The sequence below is a fragment of the Mycobacterium shunyiense genome (assembly GCF_058270035.1).
Map to the genome: position 1 here is coordinate 155,492 of NZ_JBZDPT010000040.1, position 22,127 is coordinate 177,618.

General features: G+C 67.9%; 18 protein-coding genes. 14 read left to right on the top strand and 4 right to left on the bottom strand.

Annotated elements, in window-relative coordinates; translation table 11 throughout:
* Positions 1-7: 7 nt before the first annotated feature.
* Both AC4ELS_RS22085 and eccB read left to right on the top strand, forming a co-directional pair.
* Positions 8-1,108, top strand: a complete 1,101-nt coding sequence (locus AC4ELS_RS22085; RefSeq protein WP_448445888.1) for a saccharopine dehydrogenase NADP-binding domain-containing protein — start codon at positions 8-10, stop codon at positions 1,106-1,108.
* A gap of 87 nt (positions 1,109-1,195) precedes the next feature.
* Positions 1,196-2,599 (top strand): type VII secretion protein EccB, encoded by a 1,404-nt coding sequence (gene eccB, locus AC4ELS_RS22090; RefSeq protein ID WP_499049319.1) that lies wholly within the window; start codon positions 1,196-1,198, stop codon positions 2,597-2,599.
* On the opposite strand, the gene mycP is transcribed toward eccB, so the two are convergent.
* A complete protein-coding gene (gene mycP / locus AC4ELS_RS22095; RefSeq protein WP_448445884.1) occupies positions 2,552-3,880 on the bottom strand; it encodes a type VII secretion-associated serine protease mycosin in 1,329 nt (442 codons plus the stop codon). The two genes, eccB and mycP, sit on opposite strands and share 48 nt — an antisense overlap.
* Complete coding sequence (eccD, locus tag AC4ELS_RS22100) at positions 3,877-5,217, bottom strand: type VII secretion integral membrane protein EccD (protein WP_498885426.1); 1,341 nt, start codon at positions 5,215-5,217, stop codon at positions 3,877-3,879. The genes mycP and eccD overlap by 4 nt, the downstream gene beginning before the upstream one ends.
* A gap of 121 nt (positions 5,218-5,338) precedes the next feature.
* On the opposite strand from eccD, the gene eccCa reads away from it, so the two are divergent.
* The 4 genes from eccCa (at position 5,339) to AC4ELS_RS22120 (ending at position 10,952) form a co-directional block, all read left to right on the top strand.
* Positions 5,339-9,097, top strand: coding sequence for a type VII secretion protein EccCa (gene eccCa / locus AC4ELS_RS22105; protein WP_499049480.1), 3,759 nt, complete (start codon positions 5,339-5,341; stop codon positions 9,095-9,097).
* Positions 9,094-10,242, top strand: coding sequence for a type VII secretion-associated protein (locus tag AC4ELS_RS22110; protein WP_448445880.1), 1,149 nt, complete (start codon positions 9,094-9,096; stop codon positions 10,240-10,242). Before eccCa ends, AC4ELS_RS22110 begins: the two co-directional genes overlap by 4 nt.
* 77 nt (positions 10,243-10,319) lie before the next feature.
* Positions 10,320-10,643: a WXG100 family type VII secretion target gene (locus tag AC4ELS_RS22115; RefSeq protein WP_448445878.1), complete on the top strand. Its 324-nt coding sequence runs from the start codon at positions 10,320-10,322 to the stop codon at positions 10,641-10,643.
* Between the two features lie 12 nt (positions 10,644-10,655).
* Entirely contained in the window at positions 10,656-10,952 is a 297-nt protein-coding gene (locus AC4ELS_RS22120) for a WXG100 family type VII secretion target (RefSeq protein ID WP_064883162.1), read from the top strand.
* An 82-nt stretch (positions 10,953-11,034) separates the two neighbouring features.
* On the opposite strand, the gene AC4ELS_RS22125 is transcribed toward AC4ELS_RS22120, so the two are convergent.
* Positions 11,035-12,432, bottom strand: a complete 1,398-nt coding sequence (locus AC4ELS_RS22125) for a DEAD/DEAH box helicase (protein ID WP_448445876.1) — start codon at positions 12,430-12,432, stop codon at positions 11,035-11,037.
* 319 nt (positions 12,433-12,751) lie between these two features.
* Here AC4ELS_RS22125 and AC4ELS_RS22130 point away from each other — a divergent pair, with 319 nt between their 5' ends.
* From AC4ELS_RS22130 to AC4ELS_RS22140, 3 genes are all read left to right on the top strand, one after another.
* Positions 12,752-14,017 (top strand): GAF domain-containing protein, encoded by a 1,266-nt coding sequence (locus AC4ELS_RS22130; protein ID WP_448445873.1) that lies wholly within the window; start codon positions 12,752-12,754, stop codon positions 14,015-14,017.
* A gap of 133 nt (positions 14,018-14,150) precedes the next feature.
* Entirely contained in the window at positions 14,151-15,674 is a 1,524-nt protein-coding gene (adh, locus tag AC4ELS_RS22135) for an aldehyde dehydrogenase (protein ID WP_448445871.1), read from the top strand.
* An 87-nt stretch (positions 15,675-15,761) separates the two neighbouring features.
* Positions 15,762-16,160 (top strand): GlcG/HbpS family heme-binding protein, encoded by a 399-nt coding sequence (locus tag AC4ELS_RS22140; RefSeq protein ID WP_448445869.1) that lies wholly within the window; start codon positions 15,762-15,764, stop codon positions 16,158-16,160.
* 53 nt (positions 16,161-16,213) lie between these two features.
* Here the strand turns inward: AC4ELS_RS22140 and AC4ELS_RS22145 are convergent, their stop codons facing one another.
* Positions 16,214-16,924 (bottom strand): (2Fe-2S)-binding protein, encoded by a 711-nt coding sequence (locus AC4ELS_RS22145; RefSeq protein ID WP_448445867.1) that lies wholly within the window; start codon positions 16,922-16,924, stop codon positions 16,214-16,216.
* A gap of 125 nt (positions 16,925-17,049) precedes the next feature.
* Here AC4ELS_RS22145 and AC4ELS_RS22150 point away from each other — a divergent pair, with 125 nt between their 5' ends.
* The 5 genes from AC4ELS_RS22150 to AC4ELS_RS22170 are packed head-to-tail and all read left to right on the top strand — an operon-like array spanning position 17,050 to position 22,013.
* Positions 17,050-17,478 carry a diol dehydratase small subunit gene (locus AC4ELS_RS22150; RefSeq protein ID WP_064888016.1) on the top strand — a complete coding sequence of 143 codons (429 nt, stop codon included), beginning with the start codon at positions 17,050-17,052 and terminating at the stop codon, positions 17,476-17,478.
* Positions 17,479-17,488: 10 nt separating this feature from the next.
* Positions 17,489-19,207, top strand: coding sequence for a propanediol/glycerol family dehydratase large subunit (locus AC4ELS_RS22155; protein ID WP_448445865.1), 1,719 nt, complete (start codon positions 17,489-17,491; stop codon positions 19,205-19,207).
* A 1-nt stretch (position 19,208) separates the two neighbouring features.
* Entirely contained in the window at positions 19,209-19,805 is a 597-nt protein-coding gene (locus tag AC4ELS_RS22160; protein WP_448445863.1) for a propanediol/glycerol family dehydratase medium subunit, read from the top strand.
* Positions 19,805-21,664, top strand: a complete 1,860-nt coding sequence (locus AC4ELS_RS22165) for a diol dehydratase reactivase subunit alpha (RefSeq protein WP_448445861.1) — start codon at positions 19,805-19,807, stop codon at positions 21,662-21,664. Before AC4ELS_RS22160 ends, AC4ELS_RS22165 begins: the two co-directional genes overlap by 1 nt.
* A gap of 28 nt (positions 21,665-21,692) precedes the next feature.
* On the top strand, positions 21,693-22,013 hold the full coding sequence (locus AC4ELS_RS22170; protein WP_498885415.1) for a glycerol dehydratase reactivase beta/small subunit family protein: 321 nt from the start codon (positions 21,693-21,695) through the stop codon (positions 22,011-22,013).
* Positions 22,014-22,127 lie beyond the last annotated feature (114 nt).

The following is a 22,127-nucleotide window of genomic DNA, read 5'->3' on the forward strand; positions in this document are numbered from 1 at the left end:
AGAATCAGTGCCTGACAACCGATCAACCGACGTCGCGGTCTTCGGAGCCACCGGATACACCGGAAAGCAGATCGTGCGTGAACTTCTCGCAGCCGGCCGCTCGGTAGTGTGCGTGGGCCGCGACCTCGACAAATTGCACAAGCTGGCGGCCGATATCGGTCAGGCCGTCCGCGTGGAGTCCGGTGCCCTGAGTGACCGGTCACGAGTCGAGGAGATCTGCTCGGACGTACGAACTGTCGTCAACGCGGCCGGGTCGTTCGTCGAAACCTGCGAACCGGTCGCCCGTGCCGCGATCGCCACCCGGACCCACTATGTCGACATCAGCGGTGAGCAACGCTCGATCCAGTACGTGTTCGACGAACTGAGCGCTGCCGCCGCGAGTGCCGGTGTCGCCCTGATTCCATCCGCGGGGTTCTACGCGGCGCTCGCCGATGCGTTGGTCACCTTGATCGCGGCCGAGACGGGGCGCATCGACATCGTCGACATCGCCTATCACATCACCGACTGGACGCCGAGCGGCGCCGCGTACGCCAACTTCCTGCGTGGAATGGGGCAGCCCATAGTCCAGTTCGATCGGAGGTACGTCGAGGTCAGGACGCCCCTGCTCCAGACGGCGGCGTTCCCGGATCCGGTCGGCACCCAGACCGTGTTCACCTACCCGGCACCGGATGCCGTCACCGTTCCGCGACATCTCGATGTCGGCGCCGTCCGAACGTGGATGTCTGCCAGCACATTCGGAAGCCCGGTGCCGGACCGCTTCGTTCCGCTGATGACCCGCGCGGTAGGCGCGGCGCTGCGGAGCCCGTTCCATTCGCTGGCCGAATCGCTCTTCGGTGCGACGACCCGGTCCACTCACACCCGGATCGACGACGACCCCACGCGCTTCTGGATATCGGTCAGGGCGGCAGGAGAATCCGGCGAAAGGACAGCTACCCTGAACGCCGAGGGCATCTTCGATCTGACGGCTCCCATCGCGGCCTCGATCGTGGGGACGACCCTCGACGACGTATTCGCCGCCACCGGGGCCGTGAGCCCGGCACAGATCGTCGAGCCGCGTGTCTTTCTCGATGGCCTGGCCGGACACGGGCTCACCTACACGTTGAGCTGACGGTGCCGGGTGTCGTGAGCAGGTGCAGGCCGGAATCACTGCGTGGGGCGTGCCTCCGACCGGGTTAGGGTGATCGCCGGGGGACATATGGCACGGCGAACTGCCACTCGGCTACAGCTCAGCGGGCATCGATTCCTGTTGCGGCGCATGACACACGCGTTGGTTCGCGGTGACGCGCGGATGCTCGATGATCCGCTGCGCGCGCAGGCGGTCGCCTACGGCGCGGGCTGCGCCCTGACGGCTGCAGCGATCGCGGTGTGTGCGGTGCTGGCGCTGGTCCGTCCAGGATCGGTGCCAGGTGATGCGGCGATCCTGCTGGCGCGCGATACCGGAGCCCTGTACGTCCGCGTCGACGACACCGTGCACCCGGTGTCTGATCTGGCTTCGGCCCGGCTCATCGTCGGTACACCGGTGAATCCGCTGGTGGTCGACGCCGCTGCCATCGCCAAGTTCCGGCGCGGCCCACTGGTGGGCATCCCGGGCGCCCCGGCCGAGCTCGGTCAACCGCTGAGCCTCGACGAATCGGACTGGGCTGTCTGCGACGGCACAGAGCCGGCCGAGACAGTGCTGCTGGCGGGGCGGGGCGACCGCAGGATGGTGGCGTTGGGTAGCGGTCAGGCGTTGCTCGTGTCGGCGCGCACGATGGGAGGGGCGACGTACCTGCTAGCCGACGGGTGGCGGGCGCGGGTCGATCTCCGCGACATCGCCGTGGTACGAGCACTGCATCTGGAAGGTTTGCCGGTACAAGCGGTTTCGCAAGCCCTGCTGGACTCGGTGCCCGAGGCGCCGGCGTTACGGGCACCGCCGATCGCGGGCGTGGGCAACCCTGGACCGGCCGCGCTGGGCGGACTCGCGGTGGGCACCGTGGTGCGCGTGGTACGCGCCGGCCCCGCCGAGTTCTATGTGGTGCTGACCGACGGCCTCCAACGCGTCGGCCGGGTGGCGGCCGACGTCATCCGATTCAGCGTGGCTCAGTCGCACGACGAACCGCCCGTCGTTCCGGCCGACGTCGTGGCCGACGTGCCGGTGGCCGACAACCTCGCCGTGGCCCGGTTCCCGGAGCGGGTAGTGCCGCGGGCACCTGCGGTGGTGTGCGCCAACTGGGATCCGCGGCAGCGCGGATCGGCAACGAATACCAGTGTGGTCATGGCAGATTCGCTGCCCGATCACAGTATGCAACTGGCGCAGGCAGACGGTATGGGCCCGAATGTCGATCGGGTGGTGATTCCGGGTGGCCGCAGCGTGCTGCTGCAGGCCGCGGGTGTGACCCGCGACGGCATCGACGGTGGGCCGCTGTACCTGTTGAACGATCGGGGCGTGCTGTTCGGGATCCGCGACGGGGCCACCGCAGAAATGCTCGGTCTGGGTACCGACCCTGTTCCCGCGCCGTGGCCGATGCTCGCGATGCTGCCACGGGGGCCCGAACTGAACCGCGAAGCCGCCTCAGTCAGCCGGGACGTGACGACCGGCGCCCGGGCGGTGCCGGCGTAACCGCTTGGCTGCCATCATCAGTGCGATCAGGAGCGTCGCGCCGACGCACACGGCGGCGCCGCCGAAGGCGATGCGCTGGGGCCGGGCGTCGATCGAGGCCGGGGCACCCGGCACTACCAGGGCCGGGACGGCCGGCGCGGACACAGACGACGGAGTGCCGCCGCTGACGGCGGCCAGGGCGTCGACCACACCGTGCCCGACCAACGGATTCCAGCCGTCGGCCGGAGTACGTGCGGTGTCCTCGATGCGGCGCATCACCTCTCGCGCGCTGAGTTGCGGGAACCGGGCGCGCACCAGCGCAGCCACCCCGGCCACGACGGGCGCGGCATAGTTGGTTCCCGAAATCGGGGCTTCCCGTCCGATCGTGTCGATCAACCGTTCGCCGTCGGGGTGAAGCGAGACGCGATTCTCGCCGGGCGCGGCCACATCGACCCAGGGACCGGCCAGACTGAAAACCGATGCCGTGCCGTCGGATCCGACCGAACCCACGCACAACACCAGGTCGTCGTACCAGCCCGGGCTGGATACCGTGCGGAGACTGTCCCAGTCGGGTACGCCGGCCGGACCGGTGGGACCTTCCTGCTGCGTACAGCCCGCGCCGACGTTGCCGGCTGCGGCCACCACCACGACGTTACGGACGTCGACGGCGTAGCTCAGTGCGGCGCCGAGGGCTCGGTCGTCGGGTGCTGCGGTGGCGGCTACGCACGCGGGCGACGAGATGTTGATGACGGTGGCGCCGAGGTCGGCTGCGGTACGCACCGCCATGGCGAGGGTGGTGACGTCGCCGACACCGGTAGGTCCGCCGTCCGCGCTGAACTTGTTGCTCGACTGACGGATGGCCAGGATGACGGAGTCGGGTGCGACCCCGCTGAATCCGGGACTAGGTGCAGCACCGGCGATTCCGGCAACGATCGTGCCGTGGCCGTCGCAATCGGCGGTACCGTCGCCGTGTGACACATAGTCACCACCGCCGACAAGGTGCGGCAACAGACGGTGCCGGGCGACCCCGGTGTCGATCACCGCGATCTTCTGCCCCGCACCGCGTGTGAGCGGCCACACCGACTCCAGTCCCAGTGGAGACCCCGCCACAGCGGCGGTGGCGTCGGCCGGAGACTGATAGCAGGGTTGGCGTTGTTCGGTGCGCTCGACGGGTCCCGGTGGCGCAGGCCGAGGGAGCAAAGTCGCATCGACTGCGGGTGGTACGACGGCTGCTGCCGGCGCAATGGGCAGCAGTGGAAACCCGACGATCAGCGCCGCAGCCAACCGGACCGGCCTGTTCACCTCAGTGCCAGGTCGCGAACGATGTCGAAAGCGCCGGCCAGCCAGCATGTCAGCGGCACCACCGCGGCCAGCGCGGCGTACTCCAGGGCATCTGCGAACCGAGCTGCGGCCGGACTGTGGATCGTGACCGGCCAGATCAGGGCGATCCCAGTGCCGACGGCGAGCACTCCGGTCCAACTGCCATGTACTGGATTCCAGGCCACTACAAGAACGAAAGCTGCAGTGAGCGAGAGGAATCCGCAGACGCCGGCGACGGTGCGGCAACGGCCCGACACGTAGCTGCGTGAGCGCAGCAGTAGCGCCACGCCGACGGCCGCGGCGAACGTGACCTCGACGGCTGTGACCCGCTGCGGACCGGCGAATGTGAGGATTGCCGTCCCCAGCGCGGCAGCGGTCGAACAACCGGCCACCAGGCTCGCCAGGTACCGGTGCCCGACGAGAGCTCGTGCATCGACGTCGAATCCGTCCGGCTCTGGCGTCTCGTCGCCGGCATACCCGGGTACCGGCGGCGTCAGGCCGGCCAACGCAATGGACAACCGCGGTGTCAGCGGCAGCAGGCCCACCCCGAGTGCGCTCACCAACGAACCCAGTATCGGGGTGGCCGAGGGCCACCACGAGACGAAACCGGTCGCTGCGGCGACCACCCCGGTGACCGTGACGACCGCGAGCAGAGTCTCCGAGCCGCCACCGGATACCCGCATCAGTATCGCGCCCAGTGATCCCGCAGCGATCGCAGCCAGAAAGAAGTTCGCCGGAGCCGGCCCGGCCGGAACGACGAGGAAACCGAGGACTGCCGCGTGCGCGAGCGCTGCGACGTCGAGCGCCGCGACCTTTGCCGAACTCAGATCGAAACGCCGGGCAGCCAGCGCCACGGCAGAGACAGCCACTGCCGCCACCGCGGCCACGGCAATGCGGTCCAATCCGCTGCCGGCGAGCCCGGTCCACGCCAGCGCCACGACGCCAAGCGCGCAGGCCCACAAGCAGGCGGCCACCCGCAGTCCGTCGGACACGGCGTCCTCCGTGGAGTCGCCGGTCAACACGGCAGTCAGCGACCGTTCTGGCGTGGGCTCTTCGCGGGCTCCGGCAAGCACCAGCAGATCGCCGTCGCGAACATCGTTCTGCGACAGGGTCGCCGACTCGTTCAGATCGTTTCCGCCCAGGTGTGCCAACCGCCAGCGCAGCGCGGTGCCGTCGGCGGCGCCGAGCGCGTCGACGATCCACGGCAGGAGTTCGCCTACTGTCATCGCGCCCGGCAAGGACAGGTCGACCGTGGCGCCGTGCCCGGCCGCGTCAGCAGCGCCAAAGTGAATCGATACGTGACACAAGGAATCCGGCATCGCATCACCCCCGGTTGACGCCGACATCTGCCACGCTAACCGACTCGAGGAACCTCGTCGTACACCAATTTTTCCGGTGCGCAGCGGGAACCCGGCGGGCCCCGCGTGCGTCCAAATGTCGATGGAACCGATCCGCGCACCGCACGCCGCCCGCGAGCTCCCCGTACCGGAGTCGCAGGTGACGGAGCTTGTGATCGATGCACCGCCTGCGCTGCCGCGCCACAACCCGATCAGCCCGCTCACCAGGTTGCTGCCGCTGCTGGTCGTCGTCGCGATGGGCGGCATGGTCGCGGTGTACGTCACCTCTGGCGCGCCCGCGACACGTGGTCCGGCCGCCATGATGTTCCCGATCATGATGGCCATGTCGGCGATCGGCACGGCCGCCTACAGCATGAAGAACGGCGGCCGCGCATCGCAGCTCCACCGGGACCGCGGGGAGTACCTGCGTTACCTGGACGGGATCGACACAGTGGCCGGTGAATCCGCCCGCGCGCAGTGGTTGGGCCTGCATGCCGCACATCCCGATCCGGGGTGCTTGTGGACGCTGGCCGGTGGCGAACAGATGTGGCGACGCGTCCCCGATGACCCTGGCTTCTGTGAGGTGCGCGTGGGCGTGGGGGACACGCCGTCGTCCACCAGGCTGGTCGCCGGTGGCGATGACCCCGGGCGTGAAGCCGACCCGGTGACGGTATCGGCTCTCGCCCAACTGATCCGGCATCGATCGACGGTGGCAGGAGTCCCGGTGACGGTGAAGCTGCGCGGCCTCGGGCACGTGTCGGTGGAGGGACCGATCGACGCGGCCCGGGCCTTGCTGCGCGCGGTGATCTGCCAACTGGCCACGGCACACAGTCCGCGGTACATGCGCATCGCCGTGGTCGGCGACGTAGCGACAGCAGACGAATGGGAATGGTTGAAATGGCTTGGCCACCACTGGTATCCCGATGATGATCACCGTGGACCGGTCGCGCTGCGGCTGCGCACACTGACCGACCTGCCCGCCACAGATCCGCCGGCACACACCGTCGTCATCGTCGATTCCGCCACAACCGGGCCTGTGGTGTCGCGCCCCGGTGCGGGCGTCACCGTACTGACCGTCGCGGCTCGTCGCGGAAACGCCACGGCGGACCTGCATCTGGACCTCGAGGCTGACCTGGTGCGACTCGGCGCGGTCTCGGCGCGCCCGGACCGGATGACCCGCGAGCAGGCCGTGACCTGTGCCCGGTGGCTGTCGCGATGGCGTCGTGCTCCGATGCCCGTGGCTGCCGGCTGGCCGGAGCTGATCGGGATCGACGACCCGGCCGGCATCGATCCGCCGAGCGTATGGACGACATCGGATCCGAGGCGGTTCCTCCGGGTTCCCGTCGGGCGGCGTGCCGACGGCACCCCGGTTCACCTCGACCTCAAGGAGGCCGCGCACGACGGCATGGGCCCGCACGGGCTCTGTGTCGGTGCGACCGGCTCGGGGAAATCGGAGTTCCTGCGCACACTGGTACTGGGGTTGATCACCACACATTCCCCCCAGTCCCTCAACCTTGTCCTCATCGATTTCAAAGGCGGGGCAACATTTCTCGGCCTGCACCGGGCGCGTCATGTCAGCGCGTTGATCACCAACCTGGCGCAGGAGGCGCAGCTCGTGGACCGGATGGCCGATGCGCTGGCCGGAGAGATGACCCGGCGTCAGGAACTGCTTCGGGCAGCCGGCAACCTGGCCAATATCGCGGAATACCGGCGCCGCACCGAGCTGCCCGCCTTACCGGCGCTGCTGATCGTGGTCGACGAGTTCTCCGAACTGCTGCAGCAACATCCCGATTTCGCTGAGTTGTTCGTGGCGATCGGCCGACTCGGGCGCTCGCTGGGCATACACCTGCTGTTGGCCAGCCAGCGCCTCGACGAGGGCCGGCTGCGTGGGCTGGAGAGCCACCTGTCGTACCGGATATGCCTGAAGACATTCTCGCCCAACGAGTCCCGATCAGTGCTCGGTATCGCCGATGCGTACGAGCTGCCGAACACGCCCGGAGCGGCCTACCTGAAGACACCGGCCGGGGAGATCGTCAGATTTCAGACCGCGTTCGTCTCCGCTGCCGGTTCGGTGCCCGACCAGCGGCCGCTCGAGGCTCCAGGCCCCAGCCGGTTCACCGCACCGTGGATGTCGGCCGGCCGCGGGGCCTCCGGCGCCGCCACGACCGTGCTGCAGCAGGTCGTCGACCGGTTGGCCGGGTACGGCACACCGGCACACCAGGTCTGGTTGCCGCCGCTGCCGGGTGCCGTGCCGCTCAGCGACGTCCTGCTGTCGGATCCCGATCCGCTCGACGTCGCGATCGGGTTGGTCGACCGACCTTTCGAACAGCGCCGGGACCGACTGATGCTGTCGCTGGGCGGCGGCCGGGGCAACGTGGCGATCGTCGGCGGTCCGCAATCCGGAAAATCCACGGCGGCCAAGACTCTGGCGGTGGCACTGGCAGCGACCCACCATCCCCGGGACGTGACGATCTACTGCCTGGACTTCGGTGGCGGAACGCTGAGTGCACTGCAAGCCCTGCCGCACGTCGGCGCCGTGGCCGGACGCGCCGACGCTGACCTCGTCCGGCGCACCGTCGCCGAGATGCAGGCCCTGGTCAGCGCCCGTGAGGCGCGGTTCACCGCGCTCGGCATCGGCTCCATGGCCGAATACCGGACCCGTCGTGATGCCGGGGAGATCGCTGATCCCTCAGGTGACGTGTTCCTTGTCATCGACGGCTGGTCGACGTTCCGAGCCGAATTCGACGCGCTTGAGCCGACGGTCACCGCGCTTGCCGTGCAGGGGCTTTCGCTCGGCATCCATGTGGTCGCGACCGCGTCGCGGTGGGCAGAGTTCCGTCCCGCGTTCAAGGACCAACTGGGTACCCGCATCGAGTTGCGGCTCGGTGATCCGGCCGAGTCCGAGATGGACCGCAAACGCGCCAGGCAGTTGACCCAGTGCGCGCCGGGGCGGGGACTCACCCAGGACGGCCGTGAGTTGTTGATCGCCTTGCCCCGGCTGGATGGCACACCGTCTGACGCCGGCATCGGCGCGGCGCTGGAGCGGATCGGGGAGATTCTGCAGGTGCAGTGCGGCGAGGCTCGCGCGCCGGAGATCCGGCTCCTGCCGCCGTGTGTGCACGCACACGAGCTGCACCCGGTGTCTCGGATCCGGCCCGCCACCGAGGTGCTGCTGGGGCTCGGTGAACGCGAACTCATGCCGGTGCTGGTCGATTTCAACGCTCAGCCCGATCTGGTGATCTTCGGTGACACCGGATGCGGCAAGTCCACCGCACTGCGCGCCCTGTGCTGCGACCTGGCGGCGGGCAACGACCCGGCGAGCGTGCAACTGCTCATCGTGGATTTCCGCCGCGCCTTGCTGGGCGCGGTGGAATCGGGACATCTGGCCGGATACGCCACTTCGGTCGCGGCGTTGGACGCGGCACTTCCGAGATTGCTTGAGACACTGAAGGACCGGTTGCCGGGTCCCGAGGTCACCCAGCGGGAGCTTCGCGACCGCACGTGGTGGACCGGACCCGAACTCTACGTCGTGGTCGACGATTACGATCTGGTGGCCGGAGGCGGACCGAATCCGTTGTCACCGCTGTTGAGTTACCTGCCGCATGCCCGTGACCTCGGACTGCACCTGCTGCTGGCCCGCCGTTCCGGCGGTGCGGCGCGTGCGATGTTCGATCCGGTGCTGTCTGCGGTCAGGGACCTCGGCTGCATGGGCCTGATGATGAGCGCCGGCCCCGACGACGGCGTACTACTGGGAACGGTACGGCCGGTTCGCCTTCCACCGGGGCGCGGCACGCTGATCACCCGCGCGGCACCCGATCAGCTGGTTCAGATCGCCCTGTCTGGAGGAGGCGAGGCGCGGTGACGTCAGCCGTCATCGAGGTGGGTCCGGTGACCGTGCGCGGACCAGGCCCCGTTGCGGCGGACCTCGCCGCAGTCGCGGTGGCCGGCATCGACGACGAGATCGCGCTGATCGAGGACGAGCCGGTCGCAGTGTCAGATCTGTGGGTCGAGGTACTCGGTGCGGCCGGTGCCGGGGCGGGGATGCTCACCCTGGTGTGTCCCACGTGGTGGACAGCCGACCGGTGCGACCGTGTGCGGGATGGCGCGATGGGCTCTGAAGTGGTTGTGATGCAGCGGGTTCAGGCCCTGAGTGCGTCGCTGTCCGCGGGGTCCTCGGTGGTGGTCGAGATCGCCGACGAGGTCGTCATGGTGTCCGGCGTCCATGCGAGTGGCATCGCACTGGCGCGCCATGCTCTGGACGATCCGGATGCCGAAGCGGTCGTGCGCGCAGTGCTGGCGATCGCCGGCAGATCGGCAGAGGTGGTTGTCGACGCTCCGGTCGAGGTGTCCGGAGCTGTGACATTGGGTAACGAGGTGGTGGAAGGACTGCGCCGTCGTGACCTGGTGGCAAGCGTGGCCGACGCCCGGACCTGGCGGAACACGCTCGTGGCACCGGATACCGAGGTCGATGAGCAACTTGGCAGGCGGAGTCGGACCGGGAAGTTCGCGATGTGCGCTGCAGCGGCTTTGGCTGCGGTACTCGGTGGGATCGCCTTCGCCGCTCACGGTCCGCCCACCGACCACCCGTCGATGACGGTCCTGGTCGAGGGCCGGGTGGGTGTGCAGATTCCGGCGGGTTGGACGGTACGAAGAATCACCGAGGGGCCGGGATCGGCTCGGGTCGAGGTGGTTTCGCCGAGCGACCCAGAGCTGATGATTCATCTGACCCAGTCCGGTGTCGGTGACGGCTCAGTGGCTGACACTCTGCAGGCCGCCCTGCGGGAGCAACCCGCGGGGGTGTTCGTCGACTTCGATCCGTCTGCGGTCGTGGCAGCCCGACAGGTGGTCAGCTACCGGGAAGTCCGGGCCGGGCGGGAGATCCGTTGGGCGGTGTTCGTCGACGGTGTGGTGCGGATCGCGGTCGGATGCCAGAGCGCACCGGGACACGGTGAGGCCGTGCGCTGGGCGTGTGAGGCGGCCACCCGGTCCGCACACGCGGTGTTCTGAAATCGGGTGGAACCAAACAGCGCCGCGCTGCGTCGAATTGTTATATCCCGCAACACAAGACCGGAGGACCAGAGGACATGTCACGAGCGCCGACGGGGCCGTTGGGCACCGACTTCGAGGTAATGACGAGTGTGGCGGGCCGGATCGACGTGCTGAACGACGACGTCCGGGCCATGCTGCAGAGCTTCATCGGAAAGATGAGCAGCGTGCCACCGTCAGTTTGGGGCGGCGTGGCGGCAGCGCGGTTCCGTGACGTGGTGGACCGCTGGAACACTGAATCGCTGACACTGCACACCACGTTGGGCCGTATCGCGGAGACCATCCGGACCAACGAGCGCACGCTGCGCGCTGCTACCGACACTCACGCGCAGCGGCTCGGCGCCGTCGGCGACGGCATCTGATCGGCGCCGGCCATGGATCATGTGCTGTCCTACGACTTCGGCGAGATCGAGTACTCGGTTCGCCAGGAGATCCACACGACGTCGAGCCGGTTCAACGCTGCTCTCGATGAATTGCGTTCGCAGATCGCGCCTTTGCAGCAGGTCTGGACCCGTGAGGCCGCGCAGGCCTATGCCGTCGAACAGGCCCGCTGGAACCAGGCCGCGGCGGCCCTCAACGAGATCCTGTTCTCCCTGGGCAATGCGGTGCGCGACGGCGCCGACGAGGTGGCCGCAACCGACCGCAGTGCGGCCAACGCGTGGGGAGCCTGAGGCCGCTCAGCCCAGAAAGACATGTGCGGTCCCGTCCGGTGGAGAGGACCGGGCGGGACCGCACACTTTCGTCTGGTTCGGGCTAGCGAGCAGAGCCGGAGTCGCGGCGGGGACGGCGGTGTCCGCCACCGCGCTGTTGTCCGCCTGTACCGGCCCCGGAGCGGGCCGACGGTCCGCCGCCGTTGCGGGAGGAGCCGTTCGGGCGGTTGCGGCCCTGCTGCTGGCCCGACTTGCCCGGCTGCCCGGACCGGTTGCCCTGGCGCCGCGGTGCCGGAGCGGCCTGGGTGGCCGGCTCGGGACGAATCGGGTCACCGAAAACCCGGTCGCCGGGGGCGATCTCACGAAGCACCGGATGGTCGATGCCGTTCACCCGGGTGATCGTGGGCTTGACCCCGGCCTTCTTGGTCAGGGTGCGCACATCGGAGACCTGTGCGTCATGCATGAGCGTCACGACGGTGCCCTCGTTGCCTGCGCGTGCCGTACGGCCGGACCGGTGCAGGTAGGCCTTGTGCTCGACGGGCGGGTCGGCGTGCACGACGAGGCTGACGTCGTCGACGTGGATACCGCGGGCGGCGATGTCGGTGGCCACCAGCACTCCGGCCGATCCGTCGGAGAACGCCGTCAGGTTGCGGGTGCGGGCATTCTGGGACAGGTTGCCGTGCAGCTCAACTGCCGAGACGCCACGCGAATTGAGCTGACGGGTCAGGTTTTTCGCACCGTGCTTGGTGCGGGCGAACACGATGGTGCGCCCGGGGGCGGCGGCCAGATCGGCAACCACGTTGACCCGGGAGGCGTTGTCCACGTGCAGCACGTGGTGCACCATCGCGGTCACCGGGGACTGCGCCGAATCGACACTGTGCACCACCGGGTCGTGCAGGTAGCGCTTGACCAGCACGTCGACCCCGGCATCGAGCGTGGCCGAGAACAGCAGGCGCTGGCAGTCTTTCGGCGTGCGGTCCAGCAGGCGCTTCACGCCGGGCAGGAAGCCGAGGTCGGCCATGTGGTCGGCTTCGTCGAGCACGGTGACCTCGACCGCGGACAGGTCGGCGTGACCCGACCGCATGTGGTCTTCGAGCCGGCCCGGGCAGGCGATCACGATGTCCACCCCCCCTCTGAGGGCGGAGATCTGCGGGTTGGGGCCCACGCCACCGAAAATGTTGACCGACCGCAGGCCGGTCGTCTTGGCCAGCGGCGCCAGCGAGGCCTCGATCTGGGTGACGAGTTCACGGGTCGGCGCCAGGATCAGTGCGCGGGGCCGGTTCGGCGCGCGGCGGGTGCCGCTGGTCGCCAAGCGCGCCACCAGGGGCAACAGGAACGCGTAGGTCTTGCCGGACCCGGTCCGGCCACGGCCGAGGACATCGCGGCCCTTGAGCGAATCAGGCAGCGTCGCGGCCTGGATCGGGAAGGGAGACTCCACGCCGTTACCGGCGAGGGTGGCGACGATCTCGGCGGGCAGGCCGAGCTCGGCGAAAGTAGGCACGGCGGTGCCAGGGGTTTCTTGGACAGACAAAATGAAAGCTCCGAAAATAGAGGGCGGTCGTCCTGCCCGGCGCGAGTGAGATCTCGCGGCGCTCGGTTGACGATCGAGAAGGCGGCAAAGGCAGAACAGACAAGCCGCCGTGGCCCAACTATACCGGTCATCGACGGATTTCCCGATTTCCGGGCGCCTGACCAGCGGGTGGGATCCATCACAGGCCGGGCAGGTCAACTATCCTGGCGGACACGCGTGAATGCCATGTCAATGGCCCGACGCCGGGAGCGTGATAGCGGTGGCCGCATCGAGAAGCGTGGGAGGCCGGATGTCGCCCCGGGCACTTCCCGCGAAGGTGCGTGCGATCCATGACCTTTTCATCGCGGGCCGGGTGGACGCCGATTCTCTGGACACCACCCCGGTTCGTCGCGTCATCGTGGAGAGCTGGCAACGCAGTCTGGCCACCGGGGTGGACCCCGACATGGGCGCCCGGGCGGCTGCCGCGGCCGCTTCGCTGACCGAGTTGCGCAACACGCACCCGCTCGCGCCCACCCTGCCGCTGATCCGTCGATTGCTGGTCGACGACGCCGTCGGCGCCGGAGTGTTGGTGGCGATCACTGCGGCCGACGGCACGCTGCTGTGGGTCGAGGGAGACCACGGCGCACGCCGCAAGGCCGAAGGGATGAACTTCGTCCCGGGGTCGGACTGGAGTGAGCGGGCGGCGGGCACCAACGCGCCCGGCACCGCTCTGGCGCTGGACCGGGAACTGCAGATCCTGGGCTCCGAGCACTTCTCCCGAACCGTGCACTCGTGGAGTTGCACCGCCGTGCCCGTGCACGACCCGGCCACCGGGGTGCTGCTGGGCGCCATCGACCTGACCGGCGGGTCCGCGGTCGCCACACCTCAGACATTGGCCCTGGTCAGGGCCACTGCTGTGGCGGTCGAGAACCAGCTGGCCCTGCTGCGGCTCACCGGACCGGCCGAGCCGGCCGAAACCGAGACGGCGCGGCTGACGGTGCTGGGCGCCGACCGCCCGCGCTGGCGGATGGCAGACGTCGAGGGCCGGCCCCAGTCCAGCGTTCTCACCGGCCGCCATGCCGACATCCTGGTCCTGCTGATCCGGCACCCCGAGGGGTTGAGTGCCGATCATCTGGCCATGCTGCTCGACGACAAGGACCTCGACGTGGTCACGGTCCGCGCCGAGGTGTCGCGGCTGCGGCGGGTCATCGGCAGCAGTTACATCGAGTCGCGGCCGTACCGGCTGTTGGCGCCGGTGGCCAGCGACATGGGTGACGTGTATGACGCGTTGCAGGCCGGGAACGTCTCGGCCGCCCTGGATGCGTACTCGGGCGCGTTGCTGCCGCAGTCGGTCTCACCGGCGATCGCGCGGCTGCGCACCGAGCTGAGCGCCGGCCTGCGCGAAGCGGTGCTGACCGGGAGCGATCTGGGCCTGCTGCGGCGGTGGTTGGCACTGCCCGACGGCCGTGACGATCGACAGGGCTGGCGGGTGTTGCACGACCATGCCGACGCCGACCCCTTGGCCAGGGCGCAGGCCCGCGGTCACCTGGCCGGTATCGACTCCGACCTGGGCTAGTTTGGTCGGCTCGCCGACGTGCTAACCCCCGGCCCTCGAACGCCCTGCAACGTGTGCAACTGTGCTGCAACCTACTGCTGACTACCTTTAGTGACTACCGACACATTTCGGTGTCCGAATGCAGGAGATTGCCATGACTGTTTATGCACGTCCGGGTGCCGACGGCGCCGTGATGTCGTTCGAATCCCGCTACGACAACTTCATCGGCGGACAGTGGGTCGCGCCGGCCGAGGGCCGCTACTTCGAGAATCCGACACCGGTCACGGGCCAGGTGTTCTGCGAGGTGGCCCGCTCCACCGAGGCCGACGTCGAGAAGGCCCTCGATGCCGCGCACGCGGCCGCGCCGGCGTGGGGCAAGACCTCGCCCGCCGAGCGCGCCGTGATCCTCAACAAGATCGCCGACCGCATCGAGGAGAACCTCGAGGCCGTCGCGCTGGCCGAGTCGTGGGACAACGGCAAGCCCATCCGCGAGACGCTGAATGCCGACATCCCGCTGGCGATCGACCATTTCCGGTACTTCGCCGGTGCGCTTCGCGCCCAGGAGGGCTCGCTCTCCCAGATCGACGAGGACACCGTCGCCTACCACTTCCACGAGCCGCTCGGCGTGGTCGGCCAGATCATCCCGTGGAACTTCCCGATCCTGATGGCGGTGTGGAAGCTGGCCCCGGCACTGGCCGCGGGCAACGCTGTGGTGCTCAAACCTGCTGAGCAGACCCCGGTTTCGGTGCTGTTCCTGATGTCGCTGATCGGTGACCTGCTGCCTGCCGGTGTGATCAACGTGGTCAACGGGTTCGGTGTGGAGGCCGGCAAGCCGCTGGCCTCGAGCAACCGGATCGCCAAGATCGCGTTCACCGGCGAGACCACCACCGGCCGGCTGATCATGCAGTACGCCAGCCAGAACCTGATCCCCGTGACGCTCGAGCTGGGTGGCAAGAGCCCGAACATCTTCTTCTCCGATGTACTGGCCGCCGCCGACGACTTCCAGGACAAGGCCCTGGAAGGGTTCACCATGTTCGCGCTGAACCAGGGCGAGGTGTGCACCTGCCCGTCGCGGTCGCTGATCCAGACCGACATCTACGACGAGTTCCTCGAATTGGCTGCCATCCGCACCAAGGCGGTACGCCAGGGCGACCCGCTGGACACCGAGACCATGATCGGTGCGCAGGCCTCCAACGATCAGCTGGAGAAGATCCTGTCCTACATCGAGATCGGGAAATCCGAAGGGGCCCAACTGATCACCGGTGGTGAGCGGGCCGATCTGGGTGGCGACCTCAACGGCGGGTTCTACGTGGCGCCCACGATCTTCACCGGCAACAACAAGATGCGGCTGTTCCAGGAGGAGATCTTCGGTCCGGTCGTGGCGGTCACGTCGTTCACCGATTACGACGACGCGATCTCGATCGCCAACGACACCCTCTACGGTCTGGGCGCGGGCGTGTGGAGCCGTAACGGCAACACCGCCTACCGCGCCGGCCGGGACATCAAGGCCGGCCGGGTGTGGACCAACTGCTACCACGCCTATCCCGCCCACGCGGCGTTCGGCGGCTACAAGCAGTCCGGCATCGGCAGGGAGAACCACAAGATGATGCTCGACCACTACCAGCAGACCAAGAACCTGTTGGTGAGTTACGGCACCAAGGCCCAGGGCTTCTTCTGATCCACCGCCGAACGTGAGCTTGTGTGCGAAGAAACCCGCAAATCTCGCACACAAGCTCACGTTCGCGGTCTACCTGATGGGACACACATGACATCGCTGCCGCTGCCGACCGCACAGAAGGTGATCGACGCCGCCGTCGTGAAGGCGGAAGAGATCGGCCAGCCGATGAACATCGCCGTGGTCGACGACGGAGGTCATCTGGTGGCTTTCGTGCGGATGGACGGTGCGATCAAGGCCAGCATCGACATCTCGATCCGCAAGGCCCGCACCGCGGTCATGATGAACCTGCCCACCAGCGCGCTGATGGACATCTGTCAGCCCGGCGGTGAGTTGTACGGCCTGGAGCAGACCGCCGGCGGGCTGGTCGTGTTCGGCGGCGGGGTTCTGCTGGAAGCCGACGGACTGGTGACCGGCGCGGTCGGTGTCAGTGCGGGCAGTGTCGAGCAGGATGTGGCGGTGGCGACCGCTGCGGCAGCGGCAATGTAGCCACCGCCGCGGCAGCGGCAATGTTGCCGGAGCAGGGGCAGCGCCCTAGGAATCTAGCCCGGCCCGCCGGTCAGAACACAGTCACCGCAGTAGCCGCCCCCGGGCACCTGGTAGAACAGGCAGCAGTTACGCCGCCGGAATTGTTCTCCCACAACGTCTGCGGTACCGCGAAGCGGTTCGATCGCGATCAGTTCGGCGACCAGCTCACGGCCGCGGCGCTCCGCGTCGGGGCGGGACATGGCCAGTACGGTGACCGCGCCGTTGGCCGCCGATGCGATGTTGCCCCACATCACCTGTGGCGAAAGAGATTCCGCCGGCCCCATGGTGTCGTTCAGCAGGCGCAACACGGTTTCGATCAGCGATTCGGTGATGGTGACGGCGACCCGCCGCAGGTCGGTTTCGGTCACCCATTCGACACCGGCTTTTCCGAGGGCTGGTCGGTGGGATGAATCCTGTTGCCAGAACAGCGAATCCATCGTGAGTAGTGGGACGCTGCCAAAGCACACCGCGGCGCCGATCGCGGGGGACAACAGGCGTGCGGCGATCGACAGGTGCACCGAGGAGGCCGCGGCCTTCACCGGCACGTCGGCTTCGTCGATCCCGAAGCCGGCGGCCGTCGCCGCCCGGGTGCGCATCGTGTACTTGTGCAGGACGGCCGGATCGCCACACAGGGACGCGATCGACCTCCAGCCGGCGGGATCGGCCGCCGGGAGGGCAAAGAACTCGCCCAGCGCGGCGATCGGGTCAGATTCTCCGGCGTCCATCGTCGGGTCAGGTTAGCCGCACTGACCTGCGGCGCAACCCTGATGCAACGTGATGCAGCGCACAATTGGCTCGCGTTGTGTCGCACGTCGGTGGGAGATCCGCCCCGAGTCAGTTGGAGTAGTGAATGACGGAACCGATTCTCGACCCTTCGGCCGATTACCCGCTGAGCATCCACCGCGAGGATCTGCTGTTCACCCCCAACGGCACGCCGATCGGCGGTATCACCATGGACGCGGTGATGTCAGGTGAGATCGCCGCCTCCGATCTGCGCATCACCCCGCAGACCCTGAGGCTGCAGGCCCAGATCGCGGAAAAGGTGGGACGCCGCCAGCTCGGCTCGAACCTGCGCCGCGCCGCGGAGATGACCGCGATCAGCGACGAGCGGGTATTGCAGATCTACAACGCGCTGCGGCCCAACGCCTCCACCAAGGCCGAACTCGACGCCATCGCCGACGAGCTGGACACCAAATACGGGGCGGCGTTGCTGGCGGGGCTCGTCCGTGAGGCCGCCGACGTGTACGAGCGCCGCGACATCCTGGCCACCAGCGAATAGGAGAACACCGGTGACGGCAGTATCGCCACAACATTCCACGGCCGGCCGGCGCAGGCAGTCCGAGCGCACCAAGGTCCTTGAGGACCGGCCGGTCAACCTCGACGGCTTCGTCGAGGAATGGCCCGAGGTGGGCATGGTCGCGCTGGACAGCGCATTCGATCCTGCGCCGAGCGTGCGCGTCGTCGACGGGGTGATCGTCGAGATGGACGGCCGGGACCGCGCCGATTTCGATTTCATCGACCAGTTCATCGCCGATCACGCCATCGACACCGCGACCACCGAGCAGGCGATGGCGATCCCGGCGGCCGACATCGCTCGGATGCTTGTCGACCCACATGTGTCCCGCGACGAGGTGATCGCGGTGACCACGGCACTGACCCCGGCCAAGCTGCTCGAAGTGGCAAAGACGCTGAACATCGTCGAGATCATGATGGGGATGCAGAAGATGCGGGCCCGTCGCACCCCGGCGAACCAGGCGCACTGCACCAGCGCTCGGGACAACCCGCTCCAGGTCGCGTGTGAAGCCGCCGAGGCTTCGCTGCGCGGATTCTCGGAAGTGGAAACCACTTTGGGTGTGGTGCGCTACGCGCCGCTGGTGGCGATGGCGCAGCAGATCGGCAGCCAGGTCGGCTGTGGTGGACGCCTGACCCAGTGCGCCCTCGAGGAGGCCACCGAGCTCGAACTCGGCATGCGCGGCATCACTGCCTATGCCGAGACCATCTCGGTCTACGGCACCGAGTCGGTGTTCGTCGACGGCGATGACACCCCGTGGTCGAAGGCCTTCCTGGCCGCGGCTTATGCCTCGCGGGGCATCAAGATGCGATTCACCTCGGGCACCGGTTCCGAGGTGCAGATGGGCAACGCCGAGGGCCGCTCCATGCTGTACCTGGAGATCCGGTGCATCCTGGTCGCGAAAGGCGCAGGCGTGCAGGGCTTGCAGAACGGTTCGATTTCCTGCATCGGCGTGCCGGGTGCGGTACCGGCGGGGATCCGGGCGGTGGCGGCGGAGAATCTGATTGCCTCGGCGGTGGACCTGGAATGCGCTTCGGGCAACGACCAGTCGTTCTCCCACTCGCCGATGCGCCGGGTGGCGCGGTTGTTGCCGCAGCTGATGCCGGGCACCGATTTCATCTGCTCGGGTTACTCGGCGCCACCCAACTACGACGACATGTTCGCCGGATCCAACCTCGACGCCGAGGATTACGACGACTTCAACACCATCCAGCGGGACCTGCAGATCGACGGCGGGTTGCGCCACGTCAACGAGGCCGAGATTCTCGCTGTCCGGCATCGTGCGGCCAAGGCTCTGCAGGCGGTGTTCGCATACCTCGATCTGCCCGCCATCTCCGACGCCGAGGTCGAGACGGCCGTGTATGCCCACGGCAGCCGCGAGTTGATCCCGCGTGATGTCCTGGAAGACCTCAAGGGCGCTCAGCAGGTGATGGACCGCAACATCACGGGGCTGGACCTGGTGAAGGCGCTGGAATCGACCGGTTTCTCCGATGTCGCCGAGAACCTGTTGGCCGTTCTGCGACAACGGGTCTCGGGTGATCTGCTGCAGACGTCGGCGATCATGACGCGTGAGCTCCAGCCGTTGTCTGCGGTCAACGACCGCAACGACTATGCAGGCCCGGGCACCGGCTACCGCCCCACGGGCGCACGCTGGGAGGAGATGAAGCGGCTACGTCACGTGACCAGCGCCGAGAACCCTGAACTGGAGGTCGAGTGACATGTCGGCAGTGACCGGGCAGCGGACACTGAGCTTCACCGGCGAGCGGCCGGCAGAATCCGGGAAGCGCTCTGATGAAGTGGTGTTGGCGATTTCGCCGGCGTTCGCCGACTTCTTCAGCCAGACCATCGTCGGGCTGTCCCATGCCGACGTGATCCGCCAGATCCTGGCCGGTATCGAGGAGCAGGAGGTGACCGCCCGGTGTATCCGGATCCGGCACAGCAGTGACCTCGCCGTGGTCGCACACGCGGCGGCCAGGCTCAGCGGGTCGGGCATCGGTATCGGCATCCTGTCTCGCGGCACATCGATGATCCATCAGCGTGACCTGCCCAGGTTGTCCAGCCTCGAACTGTTCCCCCAGAGTCCGCTGATGACGTTGGAGACCTACCGCCGCATCGGGTCGAACGCCGCCCAGTACGCCAAAGGTGAGTCACCCGAACCGGTTCCGACGCTCAATGATCAGATGGCGCGGCCGCGTTGGCAGGCGAAGGCGGCGCTGCTGCACCTGAAGGAGACCGAGCAGATCCGCAAGCAGGATCGCCCGGTAGAAGTGACGCCGGAGTTCGGCGAGCTGACCCCCGAGGCACTGGGTACCTGATGGCGTTGACTGTTGTCGGTGTCGACATCGGCAACTCGACGACCGAGGCCAGTGCCGCGGTCGTCGCGACTGACGGCTCGACCAGGTTCCGTGGCGCGGCCCTGACCGCGACGACGGGCGTCAAGGGCACGCCTCGAAATGTGGACGGCGTGGCCCAGGCGGTGGTTCGAGCGCTGGAGGCGAGCGCGGTGCGGCTGGCCGACCTGGACCTCGTCCTGCTGAACGAGGCCACGCCGGTGATCAGTGGCATGGCGATGGAAACCATCACCGAAACCATCATCACCGAGTCGACCATGATCGGCCATGACCCGCGCACCCCGGGCGGACGCGGCCTCGGTGTCGGTGTCACCGTGGCGTTCGACGCCCTCGCCCAAACGCCGTCCGGCACCGAAGTGATCGTGGTGGTGCCCAGGGACGTGGACTTCGAGGACGCGGCACGTGGGATCAATGCGGCAGCGGCACAAGGGCTGACGGTGTGCGGGGTGATCCTGGGCAACGACGATGCGGTGCTGGTGGCCAACCGGCTCGACTCCGTGGTCCCGGTGATCGACGAGGTATCGCGCATCGATGCGGTGCCGCTGGGCATGCTGGCCGCAGTCGAGGTGGCCGCACCCGGTAACTCGATCCGTACCCTGTCCAACGCCTACGGGCTGGCGACGATCTTCGACCTGGACGCGGCTGCCACCAAGGTGATCTCGCCGGTGGCCCGGGCGTTGACCGGCAACCGCTCGGCGGTGGTGGTGCGCACTCCCGCAGGCGATGTCGCCGATCGCAGTATCCCGGCTGGATCGCTGGAGCTGTCCGGTGTACACAAGCGGGTCACCGTCGATGTGTCCCGCGGTGCACCGGAGATTATGAGCGCGGTCGAGCGGGTCGCTCCGCTGGCGGATGTGGCGGGGGAGGCCGGCACCAACACCGGCGGCATGATCGCCAATGTGCGGCACAGCATGGCCGAGCTGTCCGGACATGTGCTGGCCGACGTATGCATCCAGGATCTGCTCGCGGTGGATACCTTTGTGCCGCAGGAGGTTCGTGGCGGGGTGGCCGGTGAGGTCGCCCTGGAGAACGCGGTTGCGCTGGCGGCCATGGTCCGGACGCGTGAAAGCGGAATGCGAGCGGTCGCCGACGAGGTTCGGGCCCGGTTGCGGGCCGCCGGGGCTGACCGTGTCGAGGTGATGGTCGGTGGTGTCGAGGCCGAGATGGCGGCGCTGGGTGCGCTGACCACGCCGGGCACCGACAAGCCGCTCGTGGTGCTCGATCTAGGTGGCGGCTCGACCGATGCCGCATCGCTGGCGGTGGACGGCGGGATCGGTACCGTGCACCTGGCCGGTGCAGGCGATCTGGTCACCAAGCTGATCGACGCCGAGCTCGGTCTCGACAACCTGGAACTGGCCGAGGACATCAAACGATCACCGTTGGGCAAGGCGGAGAGCTTCTTTCATGTCCGGCTGGAGAACGGCACCGTGATGTTCTTCGAGAAGCCGCTGCCCGCTGCATCGTTCGCGCGAGTGGTCACGCTGGCTGAATACGGCATGAATGCGATCCCCACCAGGCATTCCATGGACCGGGTCAGGCTGGTGCGCCGCGCGGCCAAGGAACGGGTCTTCGTGGTCAATGCGTTGCGCGCACTGCGGGCTGTCGCGCCCGGCGGTGACCTGCGTCAGATCGGGTTTGTGGTGCTGCTCGGTGGATGCGCCCTCGACTTCGAGATCCCCGAACTCATCGCGGATGCCCTTGCTCCGTTCGGAATCGTCTGCGGCACAGGAAACGTGCGTGGGTCGGAAGGCCCGCGGAACGCCGTGGCCACCGGTCTGGTGGCGTCGCACGCTCGGTTGGTCGGAGCGGGTCTCAGTGCATAGCGGTGGTCAACCTGATCGTCCGGCGATCGTGGTGTTGAGTTCGGGCAGCGGGGATGTCGAACGCGACGTGCTCGCGGGCATCGAGGAAGAAGGTGTTCCGTACCTGTTGGTTCCGGGCGACGCCGGGGTGCCTGCGACGGAACTTGCGCGCCGCGCGGCGCTCAGGTCGCCGCTGCATGTCGGGGTGGGTGTCGGCCCCGGAGGTGAAGTGTGCGTGCAACATGCCAAGCTGTCAGATCCGTTGCCCGAGTTGATGTCTGGTGCAGTCCCGAGCACTTCCGTTGTCCGGGTACTAGGGCACAACGCGGCCCGGATCGTGGTTGGTGTTCCGCTCAAACCCGACGATTGACAACGAAACTGGCCGTTGGGGTAGACACCGCCGCTGGGTGGGGTAATAATCTTCAATTAAAGGTTGATTTTCATACCTTTGGAAGGTGAACTCGCCGGAGATCCGGCGTCGGAC